The following is a 13,734-nucleotide window of genomic DNA, read 5'->3' as shown; positions in this document are numbered from 1 at the left end:
GATAATAAAGCATGACCCGCTTGACGGCTAGCGCCGTCGGAGACCCTTGTAATGCCCGAGCAAGATCTACGTTTACAACAGCTGAAAGTCTGGCTGGATGAGCAGTTGCCGATCCTCTTCAACGCTCAGGATTGGGGCGTCGTACCCCCGGCCACATTGACCGCGGCCAGTAGCGACGCGAGTTTCAGGCGCTACTTCCGCTGGGAAGGCGGGGCGCATACTTTCGTGGTGATGGACGCTCCACCCCCCCAGGAAAACTGCAAACCTTTCGTCGATATCGCCGATTTACTGGCGAAATCGGCAATCAATGTGCCAAAAATTTATGCAGAAGATTTGCCGCGCGGCTTTCTTTTGCTCAACGACCTGGGCAGAAAAACCTATCTGGACGTGATTGACGAGCAAAATGCCGATCAATTGTTCGCCGATGCCATCGACGCCTTGCTGGCTTTCCAGCAGTTGCCGATGGACGCGCCGCTGCCCAGCTATGACGTCGCTTTACTGCGCCGCGAGCTGGAACTCTTCCCCGAATGGTACGTGCGCCGACACCTGGGGATCGAATTCGACGCGCACCAGCAGGCGCTCTGGCAGCGTGTCAGCGAGCGCCTGATCGACAGCGCCCTGGCCCAGCCGAAAGTGCTGGTACACCGCGACTACATGCCGCGCAACCTGATGATCAGCGCACCGAACCCCGGCGTGCTGGATTTCCAGGACGCGGTCTACGGCCCGGTGACCTACGACATCACCTGCCTGTTCAAGGACGCGTTCCTCAGTTGGCCCCAGGCCCGCGTGCGCGAATGGCAGCGCGGTTATTGGCAGCGCGCCATAACCCTGGGCATCCCGGTGCAGGCGGATTTCGATGACTTCCTGCGCGCCAGCGACCTGATGGGCGTGCAGCGTCACCTCAAGGTGATCGGTATTTTCGCGCGTATCTGCCACCGCGACGGCAAGCCACGCTACCTGGCCGACGTGCCGCGCTTCTTTGCCTATATAGAAGGGGTACTGGCGGACCGTCCGGAGTTGGGCGAACTGGCGGAGCTGCTGGCCAGCCTGCGCCAACCCGCCGAGGCGAGCGTATGAAGGCGATGATCCTGGCGGCCGGCAAAGGCGAGCGGATGCGCCCGCTCACCTTGCACACGCCCAAGCCGCTGGTGCAGGCGGGCGGCAAACGCCTGATCGAGTATCACCTGGAGGCGCTGGCCAGGGCCGGGTTCACCGATGTCGTGATCAACCATGCCTGGCTCGGCCAGCAGATTGAAAACTACCTGGGCGACGGTGCGCAGTTTGGCCTGCGCATCCGCTACTCCCCCGAGGGCGAACCGTTGGAAACCGGCGGCGGGATTTTCCAGGCGCTGCCGTTGCTGGGGGATGAGCCCTTTCTGGTGGTCAATGGCGATATCTGGACCGATTACGACTTCGCCCAACTCCAGCGCCCGCTCCAGGGCCTGGCCCACTTGGTGATGGTCGATAACCCGGCGCATCACCCCTCGGGCGGGGATTTCCACCTGGATCATGGTGTGCTTCATGATGCGGCGCCCGGTGCCGATAACCTGACCTTCAGTGGCATATCAGTGCTCGACCCCAAGTTGTTCGCGGGTTGCAGCACCGGTGCCTTCAAGCTGGCGCCGCTGTTGCGCGCGGCCATGGCGCAAGGTCAAGTAACGGGAGAACACATGACGGGACGCTGGATCGATGTCGGCACGCTGGAGCGCCTGGCGCAAGTCGAAACCCTGCTGACAGCGGGGCGCTAAGATGTTGTGGCCTGGGACGCTGATCGGCGCCGGGGCTGGCTTTGCCATTGCCAGTATTCCGGGGGCCTTGTTGGGAGCCTTGCTCGGGCAGGCGCTGGATCGCCGCCTGCAACTGCACAGCTGGGCACAGTTGCGTGAGCGCCTGGGCGGGCGCCCGGCATTGCGCAATGACGAACTGTTGTTTGTGCTGCTGGGCCGCCTGGCCAAAAGCAATGGCCGCGTGGCGGACGGGCATATCCAGCAGGCACGCCAGGAAATGCGCGCGCTGGACATGACCGAACCGGCCCAGCGTCGGGCGATTGCGGCGTTCAACCGCGGTAAATCCGGCTCTGACCGGGTGCGCGCCTACCTGCGCGTCCTCAAGTCCCAGCCCCATGCGTCAGAAGGCGTGTTGCGCGCCTGTTGGCGCATGGCCTGGGCGGATGGCCGCGCGGATGATGCCGAGCGCGACTTGATCAACTTGTGGGGCAAGTGGTTGGGCTGGACGCCGCAACAGCTTCAGGCGCTGGCCGCCGATTACGCGCCGGAGCGCAAGCCGGTGGCCAGCCGTGGCGCCGCGTATCAGGAGGCGTTGCGGATTCTGGGGGTGACCAGCACCACCGAGCCCTCGGCGATCAAGCGCGCCTACCGCCGCCTGCTCAGCCGCCACCATCCAGACAAGATCGCCGGTAGCGGCGCCAGCCCCGCGCAAGTGCGTGAGGCCACCGAGCGAACCCGCGAACTGCATAACGCCTATACGTTGATTCGCGAGCGGCGGGATTTCCGCTAGTCATCCCATTTGGGCGCGGGCGCTCAGCTGTCTTTTGGCTCTGGGCTCAACCACCCGCGCACCCGCCGATACAACTGCTCCTGCTCGGCCGAACTGTTGCCGGGCAAGGTCTTGAGCGACACTTGCTTGTAGCCGCCATTCTTCAAGCGTTTGGCGGCTTGGGCGCGCTCCCGTGCGGTGTTCCGGTCCTGGGCGAGGTCCTGGTAGAAGACATCCGCCGTGGGGACTTTCAAGCCCGGGGCGAGTTGTTGCAGGTCCGGTTGGCGACCCACGGGGGCCTTGCCCGCCACCATCACCAGCTTCTGCACCTGGCTCGGTTGTTTCTCGCTCAAGTACCGCGCGGCCCACCAGGCGCCGCTGCCATGGCCAAGCAGCACGACGCTGCGGGCGCCTTGGGTCTGGGCGAAAGCGACGGCGGCATCGATGCGCTCGAAGATACGCTTGGCATCGGTCTTGTCCTGTTCGTCCGCACCCGGCACCACGGCCGGGTCGGTGCCTTCGGCTTCCGCGCTGGCGGCTTGCTCGATCGGTTTGGCGGCGGTGCTGCCGTCTTTGCTGCTGGTGTCGACGGCCGCGTTGGGCGCTTCGATCACCCGTGGTGGCAAGGTGTCCAGGTTCACGTCCGGGAGTGACAGACTGAGGGTGCCCCAGCCGGCATCCGGCAATTTACGCCGCAATGGTGCAATTGCTTGCGGCCAGTCAGCATTTTCACCCGCGCCAGGTACGATAATCACCACGCCTTCGGCTTCGGCGCTGTTGGCCGGTTTCCACAGGGCCAGGAATGAATCGCTGCCGGCCTGCAGCTGTTGCTGTTCTTCGCGTGGGATCTGGCGTTCGAGGGCGCTGGCTTCTTCCCGGCTCCGCTCCGGCAGGGGCTGGCGTTCGAGCGGTTTTTCCGCAACCGGCGCAGGCGCGTCGGCGGCCTGGGCAGAAAAGACGGCGGTAAAGAGGAGTGACAGGCACAATGCTGGCAGTGCCGAACGGTTTCGATAGGGCATCGTTAATTCCCGGCCAGAAGTGATTCCAGCAGCCTAATGGGTTGGTCAGTATTTGTCAGTGATGTGAGACGTGGATCATGGGTTTTCGCTGTCTGCTGGTTATCGGCTGTATGTGCTTTGCCTTGATGGCGGGGGCCGCGCCCGTGCCTGTCGCTGCGCAAGCGCAGCTCTCTGTGCCGCAACGCGAATGGCTGGCGCAGCACCCGGAGTTGCGGGTGGGGCTGGTCTTGCAGGCGCCGTATGCGCAATACGACCGGCGCCTGCAGCGTTTGTCGGGGGCCAATGTCGAGTTGATGCAATGGCTGGCCAAGGCCCTGAACATCGAGCTGACGTGGCGCAATTTCCCCACTCAGGAGCAACTGGAAGCCGCCCTGCGCGACGGCGAGGTGGACATCGCCCCCGGTCTGCAGCAAACCCCGGCCGGTTTGCGCCTGTGGTTGTTCACCGACCCGTACATGCGCGTGCCCCAGCGTATCGTCGGTGTGCGTGAGGGCGGCGGTGCGGTGGAATTGGAAAAACTCGACGAACATTCCCGCGTCGCCGTGCGTATGCCCAGCGCCGTGGCCGATTACCTGCGCAGCACCTATCCCGGTCTCAACCTGCAAGGCGTGCCCATGGAGCGCCAGGCCTTGCAGTTGCTGGTCAGTCAGCAGGCGCGTTACGCCGTGGTGGATGAGGCGCAACTGAGCCGCTTGTCGGGCGAGCCTGAGTTCTCCGGGCTGGCGGTGGTCGGTGATATCGGCTTGCCGCAATTGCTGCGGGTGGCGACCCGCCGCGACTGGCCGGAACTGTCTGGCATCATGGAAAGCGCGTTGCGCGCCATCCCCGCCCGCGATCTGGACCAGTTGCACAACCGCTGGCTGCAACCCAAATACCCGCGTCTGTCTGAGTCTCCCGGCCTGTGGCAAAACCTCAGCCTGCTGCTGGGGTTGCTGCTGCTCGCCAGCCTGGCGGTGGTGTTCTGGCAGCGTCGCCAGCAACGAGTGCTGGAACACAAGCTGCTCGCCGCTCGCGAAGAAAGCGCCGCACGCGCCGCCGGTGCCGAAGCGCTGCGCCTGACGCAGTTTTCCATCGATCAAAGTACCGTCGGCATCCTCTGGGTCAATTGGGACAGCCATGTGCGCTACGCCAACCTGGCGGCGGAAACCATGCTCGGTTATGGCCCCGGCGCGCTGATCGAGCGTCCGCTGGCCGATTTCGACCCGAGCCTGAGCATGGACCGTTGGCTGAACCTGTGGAAACGCGCGCGTGCCAGCGAAGAGGGCCCACAGCATTTCGCCGCCGACTGCCTGCGCGCAGACGGCAGCATCCTGCCGGCCGAGGTGTCGTTGAGCTTTCTGCGGTTTGCCGATGGCGAATACCTGGTGGTCTACCTCAATGACGTCACTGAGCGTCGCCGTTATGTGGCTGCGTTGCTGCAAAGCGAAGCGCAGTTGCGCGAACTGTCGGCGCACCTGGAAACCGTGCGTGAAGAAGAAAAGGCGCGCATCGCCCGCGAAGTACACGACGAACTCGGGCAAATGCTCACCGTACTCAAGCTGGAAACCTCCATGTGCGAGCTGGCCTATGCGCAACTGGACCCTGGCCTGAACGAGCGCTTGAACAGCATGAAACGCCTGATCGCCCAACTGTTTCAATTGGTGCGCGACGTGGCCACGGCGTTGCGCCCGCCGATTCTCGACGCCGGGATCGCCTCGGCCATCGAGTGGCAGGCGCGGCGCTTCGAAGCGCGCACGCAGATTCCCTGCCTGGTGCAAGTCCCGGATAACCTGCCGGCCTTGAGCGATGCCAAGGCCATCGGCCTGTTCCGTATCCTGCAGGAGGCGCTGACCAATGTGATGCGCCATGCCCAGGCGCATACTGTCGAGCTGACCCTGGCGGTGGAGGGCAAGCAACTGCGGCTGACCATCAGCGACGACGGCGTCGGTTTCATCGAGGCCAAGGGGCGCCCGGTGTCGTTCGGCCTGGTCGGCATGCGTGAGCGCGTGCTGATCATGGGCGGGCAGTTGAACCTGGACAGCCAGCCGGGGGAGGGCACCACCCTGAGTGTGACGGTGCCATTGGATGCATAACAATAAGAGGAAACCCCTGTGATCCGTGTACTGGTAGCCGAAGACCACACCATCGTGCGTGAAGGCATCAAGCAATTGATCGGCCTGGCCAAAGACTTGCTGGTGGTGGGCGAGGCGGGCAATGGCGAGCAGTTGCTGGAGACCTTGCGCCATGTGCCTTGCGAGGTGGTGTTGCTGGATATCTCGATGCCTGGCGTCAACGGCCTGGAAGCCATCGCGCGGATTCGTGCGCTGAGCAATCCGCCGGCGATCCTGGTGCTGTCGATGCACGATGAAGCGCAGATGGCCGCGCGGGCCTTGAAGGTAGGCGCGGCCGGTTATGCCACCAAGGACAGCGACCCGGCCCTGCTCTTGATGGCGATTCGCAAGGTCGCGGCTGGCGGGCGCTATATCGACCCGGACCTGGCCGATCGCATGGTCTTCGAGGTCGGCCTGACCGATTCGCGACCTTTGCATTCGCTGCTGTCGGAACGCGAGTTCTCGGTGTTCGAACGCCTGGCCCAGGGCGCCAACGTCAACGACATCGCCCAGCAACTGGCGTTGAGCAGCAAGACCATCAGCACCCATAAGGCACGCCTGATGCAAAAGCTCAATATCACCTCCCTGGCCGAACTGGTGAAGTACGCCATGGAGCACAAGCTGCTCTGACGACATGCCTGTTTGCGACCTCCTTCAGAGCGCCATTTGCCCGTTCTCGGCGCTTGCAGGCTGGCGCTTATAGCGGCGCTGTTCTATCCCCGCCATCGCTGTAGGGCGTTCCCTACCCCCAACCTTCCATCCGGCTGATGTGATTCTCTCCTGGCCCCCGATTTTCGGGGCCCCGCCCCTGGACTACGCTTGTGCCACAGCAGTCCAAAATACAAAGGTGCGGGTATGAGCGAGGCGGATTCAAATGATGTGCTGGTCAGCTTTCGTGGCGTGCAGAAGAGCTACGACGGCGAGAACCTGATCGTCAAAGACCTCAACCTGGAGATTCGCAAGGGCGAGTTCCTCACCCTGCTAGGGCCGTCGGGTTCGGGTAAGACCACCAGCCTGATGATGCTGGCCGGCTTCGAAACGCCGACTGCCGGCGAAATCCAGCTGGCCGGGCGTGCCATCAACCACGTGCCGCCGCACAAGCGCGATATCGGCATGGTGTTCCAGAACTACGCGTTGTTCCCGCACATGACCGTGGCCGAGAACCTGGCGTTTCCCCTGTCGGTGCGAGGGTTGAGCAAGACCGATATCAGCGAGCGGGTCAAGCGCGTGCTGAGCATGGTCCAGCTCGACGCCTTCGCCCAACGCTACCCGGCGCAACTCTCCGGCGGCCAGCAACAGCGTGTGGCGTTGGCCCGGGCGCTGGTGTTCGAACCGCAGCTGGTGCTGATGGACGAACCCCTCGGCGCCCTCGACAAGCAATTGCGCGAACACATGCAGATGGAGATCAAGCACCTGCACCAACGCCTCGGCGTGACCGTGGTGTATGTGACCCACGACCAGGGCGAAGCCTTGACCATGTCCGACCGGGTGGCCGTGTTCCACCAGGGCGAGATCCAGCAGATCGCGGCGCCGCGTACCCTGTACGAAGAGCCGAAAAATACCTTCGTCGCCAACTTCATCGGCGAAAACAACCGCCTCAACGGTCGCCTGCACAGCCACACCGGCGACCGCTGCGTGGTGGAACTGGCGCGGGGCGAGAAAGTCGAGGCGCTGGCGGTGAACGTCGGCCAGGTCGGCGGCCCGGTGACCTTGTCGGTGCGGCCTGAGCGCGTCAGCCTCAATGGCTCCAGCGAACGTTGCGTGAACCGCTTCTCTGGGCGAGTAGCGGAATTTGTCTACCTGGGCGACCACGTGCGCGTGCGCCTGGAAGTCTGCGGCATGACTGATTTTTTTGTGAAACAACCGATCGCCGAGCTGGACCCGGCACTGGCGGTCGGCGACGTGGTACCGATTGGCTGGCAAGTCGAGCACGTTCGCGCACTCGACCCACTTCTAGAGGCGAAATAATCGCCCCCATGGCTTCACCAACCCTGCACGTGGAGAGAACAACAATGTTGAGATCCCTTAAGTATTCCGCACTGGCGATCGGCTTGATCGGCGCGACCCAGGCCATGGCCGGCCCGGATCTGACGGTCGTGTCCTTTGGTGGCGCGAACAAGGCCGCACAGGTCAAGGCTTTCTATGCACCGTGGGAAAGTGCGGGCAACGGCAAAATCGTCGCCGGCGAGTACAACGGTGAGATGGCCAAGATCAAGGCCATGGTCGACACCAAGAGCGTGTCCTGGGACCTGGTGGAAGTGGAGTCGCCGGAACTGTCCCGTGGTTGCGACGAAGACATGTTCGAGCCGCTGGACCCGAAACTGTTCGGCAACAGCGCTGACTACGTCAAAGGCGCGATCCAGCCATGCGGCGTGGGCTTCTTCGTGTGGTCGACCGTACTCGCCTACAACGCTGACAAGCTGAGCAGCGCGCCGACCAGTTGGGCGGACTTCTGGGACACCAAGAAATTCCCTGGCAAGCGCGGCCTGCGCAAGGGTGCCAAATACACCCTCGAATTCGCGTTGATGGCTGACGGCGTGGCGCCGAAGGATGTGTACAAAGTGCTGGCCGGCAAAGACGGCCAGGACCGTGCGTTCAAAAAGCTCGACGAACTCAAACCGTCGATCCAGTGGTGGGAAGCCGGCGCGCAACCGCCGCAGTACCTCGCCTCGGGTGACGTAGTGATGAGCTCGGCCTACAACGGTCGCATCGCTGCCGTACAGAAAGAGAGCAACCTGAAAGTGGTCTGGAACGGTGGCATCTACGACTTCGACGCGTGGGCTATTCCAAAAGGCTTGGCCAAGGATCGCGCAGAAGCGGCGAAGAAGTTCATCGCCTTCTCGGTGCAGCCGCAGCAGCAGAAGATCTACTCGGAAAACATCGCTTACGGCCCGGCCAACACCCAAGCTGTACCGCTGCTGGCCAAAGACGTCTTGAAAGACATGCCGACCACGCCTGAGAACATCGCCAACCAGGTGCAGATCGATGTGAGCTTCTGGGCGGATAACGGCGAGCAACTTGAGCAGCGCTTCAATTCCTGGGCTGCCAAGTAACTCCATGTGGGAGGGGGCTTGCCCCCTCTCACAGGGGATCTGCTGCGTTTGGCAGAGTGCATTCATTTTCAAGTTTCGGAGTTAGCCATGGCCATCGCCGTTCCCTCGACCGAGGTCAACAGCCCCACCCTCAAGCAGCGCCTGGCGCGTGCCGAGCGGCTTAATCGCTGGAAGGCCCAGGCCTTGATTGCGCCGCTGGTGCTGTTTTTGCTGCTGGTGTTCCTGGTGCCGATCGTTGCGCTGTTGTACAAAAGTGTCGGCAACCCGGAAGTCGTGGGCGGCCTGCCGCGCACGGTGGTGGCGGTGAAGACCTGGGACGGTCGCGGCTTGCCTGGCGAGCCGGTGTACCAGGCGCTCAGCGAAGACCTTGGCGAAGCGCGCAAGAACCAGACCCTCGGCGATCTGTCGAAACGCTTGAACATGGAACTGGCCGGCTATCGCAGCCTGCTGACCAAAACCGCGCGGGCGCTGCCGTTTACCGAAGCGCCGGCCTCTTATAAAGAAGCGTTGGAAACCCTCGACGAACGCTGGGGCGACCCGGCGTACTGGCAGGCGATCCGGCGCAATACCAGCAGCCTGACGCCGTACTATCTGCTGGCGGCCGTCGATCACCGTATCGACGACCTCGGCGAAGTGGCCCCGGCCACGCCGGACCAGGCGATCTACCTGGACATCTTCGCCCGCACCTTCTGGATGGGCCTGGTGATCACTTTTGTCTGCCTGCTGTTGGCCTATCCGCTGGCCTACCTGCTGGCGAACCTGCCGGCACGGCAAAGCAACCTGCTGATGATTCTGGTGCTGCTGCCGTTCTGGACCTCGATCCTGGTGCGCGTGGCGGCGTGGATCGTGCTGCTGCAGTCCGGTGGCCTGATCAACAGCGCGCTGATGGGCATGGGCCTGATCGATAAGCCGCTGGAGCTGGTGTTCAACCGCACCGGGGTCTACATCTCCATGGTGCATATCCTGCTGCCGTTCATGATTCTGCCGATCTACAGCGTGATGAAAGGCATCTCGCCGACTTACATGCGCGCCGCGATTTCCCTGGGCTGTCACCCATTCGCCAGCTTCTGGCGCGTGTACTTCCCGCAAACCTACGCCGGTGTGGGCGCAGGCTGCCTGCTGGTGTTCATCCTGGCGATTGGTTACTACATCACCCCGGCCTTGCTGGGCAGCCCGAACGACCAGATGGTCAGCTACTTCGTGGCCTTCTACACCAACACCAGCATCAACTGGGGCATGGCGACCGCGTTGGGCGGCTTGCTGCTGCTGGCCACCGTGCTGCTGTACCTGATCTACAACCGGCTGGTGGGCGCCAGCCGCCTGCGCCTGAGCTAAGGAGACCTTGCGATGCTGAGCCCTTATATGTCGCCCGTGGAGCGGGTGTGGTTCTACAGCTTGCGGATCCTCTGCGGCTTGATCCTGCTGTTCCTGATTCTGCCTGTGCTGGTGATCATCCCGCTGTCGTTCAACAGCGGCAGCTTCCTGGTGTACCCGCTGCAAGGCTTCTCGCTGCACTGGTACCAGGACTTTTTCGCCTCGGCCGAATGGATGCGGGCGCTGAAGAACAGCGTCATCGTCGCCCCGGCGGCCACCGTGCTGGCCATGGTGTTCGGCACGTTGGCGGCGATCGGCCTGACCCGTGGGCATTTCCCCGGCAAGGCGCTGGTGATGGCCCTGGTGATTTCGCCGATGGTGGTGCCGGTGGTGATCATCGGCGTGGCCAGTTACCTGTTCTTCGCGCCGCTGGGGCTGGGTAACAGTTTCTTTTCGCTGATTGTGGTCCACGCCGTATTGGGCGTGCCGTTTGTGATCATCACGGTGTCCGCGACCTTGCAGGGTTTCAACCATAACCTGGTGCGGGCAGCGGCCAGCCTGGGGGCATCGCCGTTGACCGCGTTTCGCCGGGTGACCTTGCCGCTGATCGCGCCGGGGGTGATTTCCGGGGCGCTGTTCGCGTTTGCCACCTCGTTCGACGAAGTGGTGGTGACGCTGTTCCTCGCCGGCCCCGAGCAAGCGACCCTGCCGCGCCAGATGTTCAGCGGTATCCGCGAAAACCTCAGCCCGACGATTGCCGCCGCGGCGACCTTGCTGATTGCTTTCTCGGTGTTGCTGCTGCTGACCCTGGAATGGCTGCGCGGCCGTAGCGAGAAGTTGCGCACCGCCCAGGTCTAAATGTGGGAGGGGGCAAGCCCCCTCCCACAATCGGCTCTGTGACCATTCAGCTGTTGAATGGAAGACAACCGATCTCCGTCAGCTACTCTTGTGCCAGCCCACAATCGACAAGAGGCCGCGCACATGAGTACTTCCTCATTCAAGATCGCCCACAAACTGTTGACTGGCGCCGGCGCCATCGAGCAATTGGCCGCAGAGTTGACGCGGCTGGATGTCGACAACCCGCTGATCGTCACCGATGCCGCGCTGGTCAAGTCCGGCACCGTGGCGCTGGCGCTGGCGCATTTGGGCGAGCGCTCCTACGAGATCTTCGACCGGGTGCTGCCCGACCCGGAAATCGCCATTGTCGAAGATTGCATGCGCGCCTACCGCGAAGGCGGGCATGACGGCCTGATCGGCCTGGGCGGCGGCAGTGCGATCGATATCGCCAAGAGCGTGGCGGCCTATGCCGGATACCACGGCGCGCTGGCGGACCTGTTCGGTGTCGATCAGGTGCCGCGCAAGGGCCCGCCGCTGATCGCCATTCCCACGACGGCCGGCACCGGCTCGGAAGTGACCAACGTCGCGATCCTCTCCGACAAGGCCGCGCAACTGAAAAAGGGCATCGTCAGTGACTTCCTGCTGCCGGACGTCGCACTCATCAGCCCGCAGATGACCCTGACCTGCCCGCGCAGCGTCACCGCCGCCAGTGGCGTGGATGCGCTGGTGCATGCCATTGAGTCCTACCTGTCGCTGAACGCCTCGCCGATTACCGATGCCTTGGCCATCGGCGCGATCAAGCTGATTGCCAAGGCGTTGCCCAAGGCTTACGCCAACCCGGCCAACCTGCAGGCCCGCGACGACATGGCCACCGCCAGCCTGATGGCCGGGATGGCGTTCGGTAACGCCGGGGTCGGCGCGGTGCATGCGTTGGCGTATCCGCTGGGCGGGCGCTTCAATATCGCTCATGGCGTGAGCAATGCGCTGTTGCTGCCGTATGTCATGCACTGGAACAAGCTGGCGTGTGTCGAACGCATGCAGGACATTGCCCAGGCCATGGGCGTGAATGTCACCGGCCTGAGCGTCAATGAATCCGCCGACCAGGCGGTCGAGGCGATGACGCGACTGTGCGCCGCGGTGGAGATCCCGTCGGGCCTGCGCAGCTTCGGCATCCCCGAAGACGCACTCGCCGCGATGGCCGTGGAAGCGGCGGGCATCGAGCGCCTGATGTGCAACAATCCGCGCCAACTCAGCGCTGCCGATATCGAGAAAATCTATCGGGCGGCGTACTAGCCGTTGAGTTAGGTCACGGTGCGCTGGGCAAAGCATGAGGTATACAATGCGCGCCATTGTGATTTAGCTCAAAAAAGGTGCGTCATGCAGCCCTTCGTTATCGCTCCATCGATTCTCTCCGCCGACTTTGCCCGTCTGGGTGAGGAAGTGGACAACGTGTTGGCCGCCGGTGCCGACTTCGTCCACTTCGATGTCATGGACAACCACTACGTCCCCAACCTGACCATCGGCCCGATGGTTTGCGCGGCGTTGCGCAAGTACGGTGTCACCGCGCCGATCGACGCGCACCTGATGGTCAGCCCGGTAGACCGCATCGTCGGGGACTTCATTGAAGCGGGCGCGACTTACATCACCTTCCACCCGGAAGCCTCGCTGCACGTCGACCGCACCCTGCAACTGATCCGCGAAGGCGGCTGCAAGGCGGGCCTGGTGTTCAACCCGGCCACCCCGCTGGACGTGCTCAAGTACGTGATGGACAAAGTCGACATGGTGCTGCTGATGAGCGTCAACCCAGGTTTCGGCGGGCAGAAGTTCATCCCCGGCACCCTCGACAAGCTGCGCGAAGCCCGTGCGCTGATCGATGCCTCGGGGCGTGAGATCCGCCTGGAAATCGACGGCGGGGTCAACGTCAACAACATCCGCGAAATCGCTGCCGCCGGCGCCGACACCTTTGTCGCCGGCTCGGCGATCTTCAATGCGCCGAACTACCAGGACGTCATCGCCAAGATGCGTGCGGAACTGGCGCTGGCGCGTCCATGAGCGGCTTCGAGCGGCTGTTCCCCGGCAAACTGCCACGGCTGGTGATGTTCGATCTGGACGGTACGTTGATCGACTCGGTGCCGGACCTGGCGGCGGCGGTGGACGAGATGCTGCTCAAGCTGGGGCGCAAGCCGGTCGGCATCGAGTCGGTGCGCAAATGGGTCGGCAACGGCGCGCAAGTACTGGTACGCCGGGCGCTGGCCAACCACATCGAGGCCGAGGGGGTCGATGATGTCGAGGCCGAACATGCCCTGGAATTGTTCAACCTCGCCTATGAAGACCACCACGAACTGACCGTGGTGTACCCCGGCGTGCGCGACACCCTCAAATGGCTGAGCAAGCAGGGCGTGGAAATGGCCCTGATCACCAACAAGCCGGAGCGCTTCGTCGCGCCGTTGCTGGACCAGATGAAAATCGGCCGTTATTTCCGCTGGATCATCGGTGGCGATACCTTGCTGCAGAAGAAACCCGACCCGGCGGCGCTGTTTTTCGTGATGAAAATGGCCAATATCCCGGCGTCCCAGTCGCTGTTTGTCGGCGATTCGCGCAGCGATGTGCTGGCGGCCAAGGCGGCGGGCGTGCAGTGCGTGGCCTTGAGTTACGGCTATAACCACGGTCGGCCGATCGCCGAAGAGTCGCCCGCGCTGGTAATTGATGACCTGCGCCGACTAATCCCCGGTTGCTTGGGAGCGGGCGCTGAGATAACGTTGGCCGACACCGATCCATCCCCTTCTGGAAATACCATCGTGGTAGTCACTCGCAAACTCTGGATGAAAGTTATCAAGGCCCTGGCCCGCTGGCGTTGGCGCGCCTGACTGAATCCTGGCCGCGCTGCGGCACGTTTGCACACCTGACCGTTAGACCCTCATGCCA

At 63.1% G+C, this 13,734-nt stretch carries 13 protein-coding genes; 12 read left to right on the top strand and 1 reads right to left on the bottom strand.

Annotated features, from left to right (window positions below; translation table 11 throughout):
* Window positions 1-51 precede the first annotated feature (51 nt).
* The 3 genes from PverR02_RS28750 to PverR02_RS28740 are packed head-to-tail and all read left to right on the top strand — an operon-like array spanning window position 52 to window position 2,517.
* Window positions 52-1,077, top strand: coding sequence for an aminoglycoside phosphotransferase family protein (locus tag PverR02_RS28750; RefSeq protein WP_079444817.1), 1,026 nt, complete (start codon window positions 52-54; stop codon window positions 1,075-1,077).
* Window positions 1,074-1,748, top strand: a complete 675-nt coding sequence (gene murU, locus PverR02_RS28745) for an N-acetylmuramate alpha-1-phosphate uridylyltransferase MurU (protein ID WP_046381861.1) — start codon at window positions 1,074-1,076, stop codon at window positions 1,746-1,748. Before PverR02_RS28750 ends, murU begins: the two co-directional genes overlap by 4 nt.
* A gap of 1 nt (window position 1,749) precedes the next feature.
* Complete coding sequence (locus PverR02_RS28740; protein ID WP_017847804.1) at window positions 1,750-2,517, top strand: TerB family tellurite resistance protein; 768 nt, start codon at window positions 1,750-1,752, stop codon at window positions 2,515-2,517.
* A gap of 23 nt (window positions 2,518-2,540) precedes the next feature.
* Here the strand turns inward: PverR02_RS28740 and PverR02_RS28735 are convergent, their stop codons facing one another.
* Complete coding sequence (locus PverR02_RS28735) at window positions 2,541-3,515, bottom strand: alpha/beta hydrolase family protein (RefSeq protein WP_046381862.1); 975 nt, start codon at window positions 3,513-3,515, stop codon at window positions 2,541-2,543.
* Between the two features lie 77 nt (window positions 3,516-3,592).
* Here PverR02_RS28735 and PverR02_RS28730 point away from each other — a divergent pair, with 77 nt between their 5' ends.
* The 9 genes from PverR02_RS28730 to PverR02_RS28690 all read left to right on the top strand — a co-directional run bounded on the left by PverR02_RS28730 (window position 3,593) and on the right by PverR02_RS28690 (window position 13,676).
* On the top strand, window positions 3,593-5,587 hold the full coding sequence (locus PverR02_RS28730) for a sensor histidine kinase (RefSeq protein ID WP_046381863.1): 1,995 nt from the start codon (window positions 3,593-3,595) through the stop codon (window positions 5,585-5,587).
* 18 nt (window positions 5,588-5,605) lie between these two features.
* Window positions 5,606-6,235, top strand: a complete 630-nt coding sequence (locus PverR02_RS28725; protein ID WP_017847801.1) for a response regulator — start codon at window positions 5,606-5,608, stop codon at window positions 6,233-6,235.
* A 225-nt stretch (window positions 6,236-6,460) separates the two neighbouring features.
* Window positions 6,461-7,573 carry an ABC transporter ATP-binding protein gene (locus tag PverR02_RS28720; protein WP_046381864.1) on the top strand — a complete coding sequence of 371 codons (1,113 nt, stop codon included), beginning with the start codon at window positions 6,461-6,463 and terminating at the stop codon, window positions 7,571-7,573.
* Window positions 7,574-7,617: 44 nt separating this feature from the next.
* Window positions 7,618-8,658, top strand: a complete 1,041-nt coding sequence (locus PverR02_RS28715) for an ABC transporter substrate-binding protein (protein WP_057005388.1) — start codon at window positions 7,618-7,620, stop codon at window positions 8,656-8,658.
* 87 nt (window positions 8,659-8,745) lie between these two features.
* A complete protein-coding gene (locus PverR02_RS28710; RefSeq protein WP_046381866.1) occupies window positions 8,746-9,993 on the top strand; it encodes an ABC transporter permease in 1,248 nt (415 codons plus the stop codon).
* Between the two features lie 12 nt (window positions 9,994-10,005).
* A complete protein-coding gene (locus tag PverR02_RS28705) occupies window positions 10,006-10,830 on the top strand; it encodes an ABC transporter permease (protein ID WP_017847797.1) in 825 nt (274 codons plus the stop codon).
* Between the two features lie 123 nt (window positions 10,831-10,953).
* The gene (locus PverR02_RS28700; protein ID WP_079444816.1) at window positions 10,954-12,102 is read left to right on the top strand and encodes an iron-containing alcohol dehydrogenase; all 1,149 of its coding nucleotides are present in this window, start codon (window positions 10,954-10,956) and stop codon (window positions 12,100-12,102) included.
* An 84-nt stretch (window positions 12,103-12,186) separates the two neighbouring features.
* A complete protein-coding gene (rpe, locus tag PverR02_RS28695; protein WP_046381868.1) occupies window positions 12,187-12,861 on the top strand; it encodes a ribulose-phosphate 3-epimerase in 675 nt (224 codons plus the stop codon).
* On the top strand, window positions 12,858-13,676 hold the full coding sequence (locus PverR02_RS28690) for a phosphoglycolate phosphatase (RefSeq protein WP_079444815.1): 819 nt from the start codon (window positions 12,858-12,860) through the stop codon (window positions 13,674-13,676). The genes rpe and PverR02_RS28690 overlap by 4 nt, the downstream gene beginning before the upstream one ends.
* Window positions 13,677-13,734: the final 58 nt, after the last annotated feature.

Origin of the sequence: Pseudomonas veronii (assembly GCF_002028325.1) — a bacterium.
GTDB classification, from domain to species: Bacteria; Pseudomonadota; Gammaproteobacteria; order Pseudomonadales; family Pseudomonadaceae; genus Aquipseudomonas; species Aquipseudomonas veronii.
The sequence above is the reverse complement of the archived record's forward strand: the minus strand, read 5'-3'. Positions and strand labels throughout refer to the sequence as shown.

Bases quoted from the DNA above. Each gene is read 5' to 3' on its own strand.
- PverR02_RS28750 (WP_079444817.1), top strand. From the start codon at position 52: ATGCCCGAGCAAGATCTACGTTTACAACAGCTGAAAGTCTGGCTGGAT.
- murU (WP_046381861.1), top strand. From the start codon at position 1,074: ATGAAGGCGATGATCCTGGCGGCCGGCAAAGGCGAGCGGATGCGCCCG.
- PverR02_RS28740 (WP_017847804.1), top strand. From the start codon at position 1,750: ATGTTGTGGCCTGGGACGCTGATCGGCGCCGGGGCTGGCTTTGCCATT.
- PverR02_RS28735 (WP_046381862.1), bottom strand. From the start codon at position 3,515: ATGCCCTATCGAAACCGTTCGGCACTGCCAGCATTGTGCCTGTCACTC.
- PverR02_RS28730 (WP_046381863.1), top strand. From the start codon at position 3,593: ATGGGTTTTCGCTGTCTGCTGGTTATCGGCTGTATGTGCTTTGCCTTG.
- PverR02_RS28720 (WP_046381864.1), top strand. From the start codon at position 6,461: ATGAGCGAGGCGGATTCAAATGATGTGCTGGTCAGCTTTCGTGGCGTG.
- PverR02_RS28715 (WP_057005388.1), top strand. From the start codon at position 7,618: ATGTTGAGATCCCTTAAGTATTCCGCACTGGCGATCGGCTTGATCGGC.
- PverR02_RS28710 (WP_046381866.1), top strand. From the start codon at position 8,746: ATGGCCATCGCCGTTCCCTCGACCGAGGTCAACAGCCCCACCCTCAAG.
- PverR02_RS28705 (WP_017847797.1), top strand. From the start codon at position 10,006: ATGCTGAGCCCTTATATGTCGCCCGTGGAGCGGGTGTGGTTCTACAGC.
- PverR02_RS28700 (WP_079444816.1), top strand. From the start codon at position 10,954: ATGAGTACTTCCTCATTCAAGATCGCCCACAAACTGTTGACTGGCGCC.
- rpe (WP_046381868.1), top strand. From the start codon at position 12,187: ATGCAGCCCTTCGTTATCGCTCCATCGATTCTCTCCGCCGACTTTGCC.
- PverR02_RS28690 (WP_079444815.1), top strand. From the start codon at position 12,858: ATGAGCGGCTTCGAGCGGCTGTTCCCCGGCAAACTGCCACGGCTGGTG.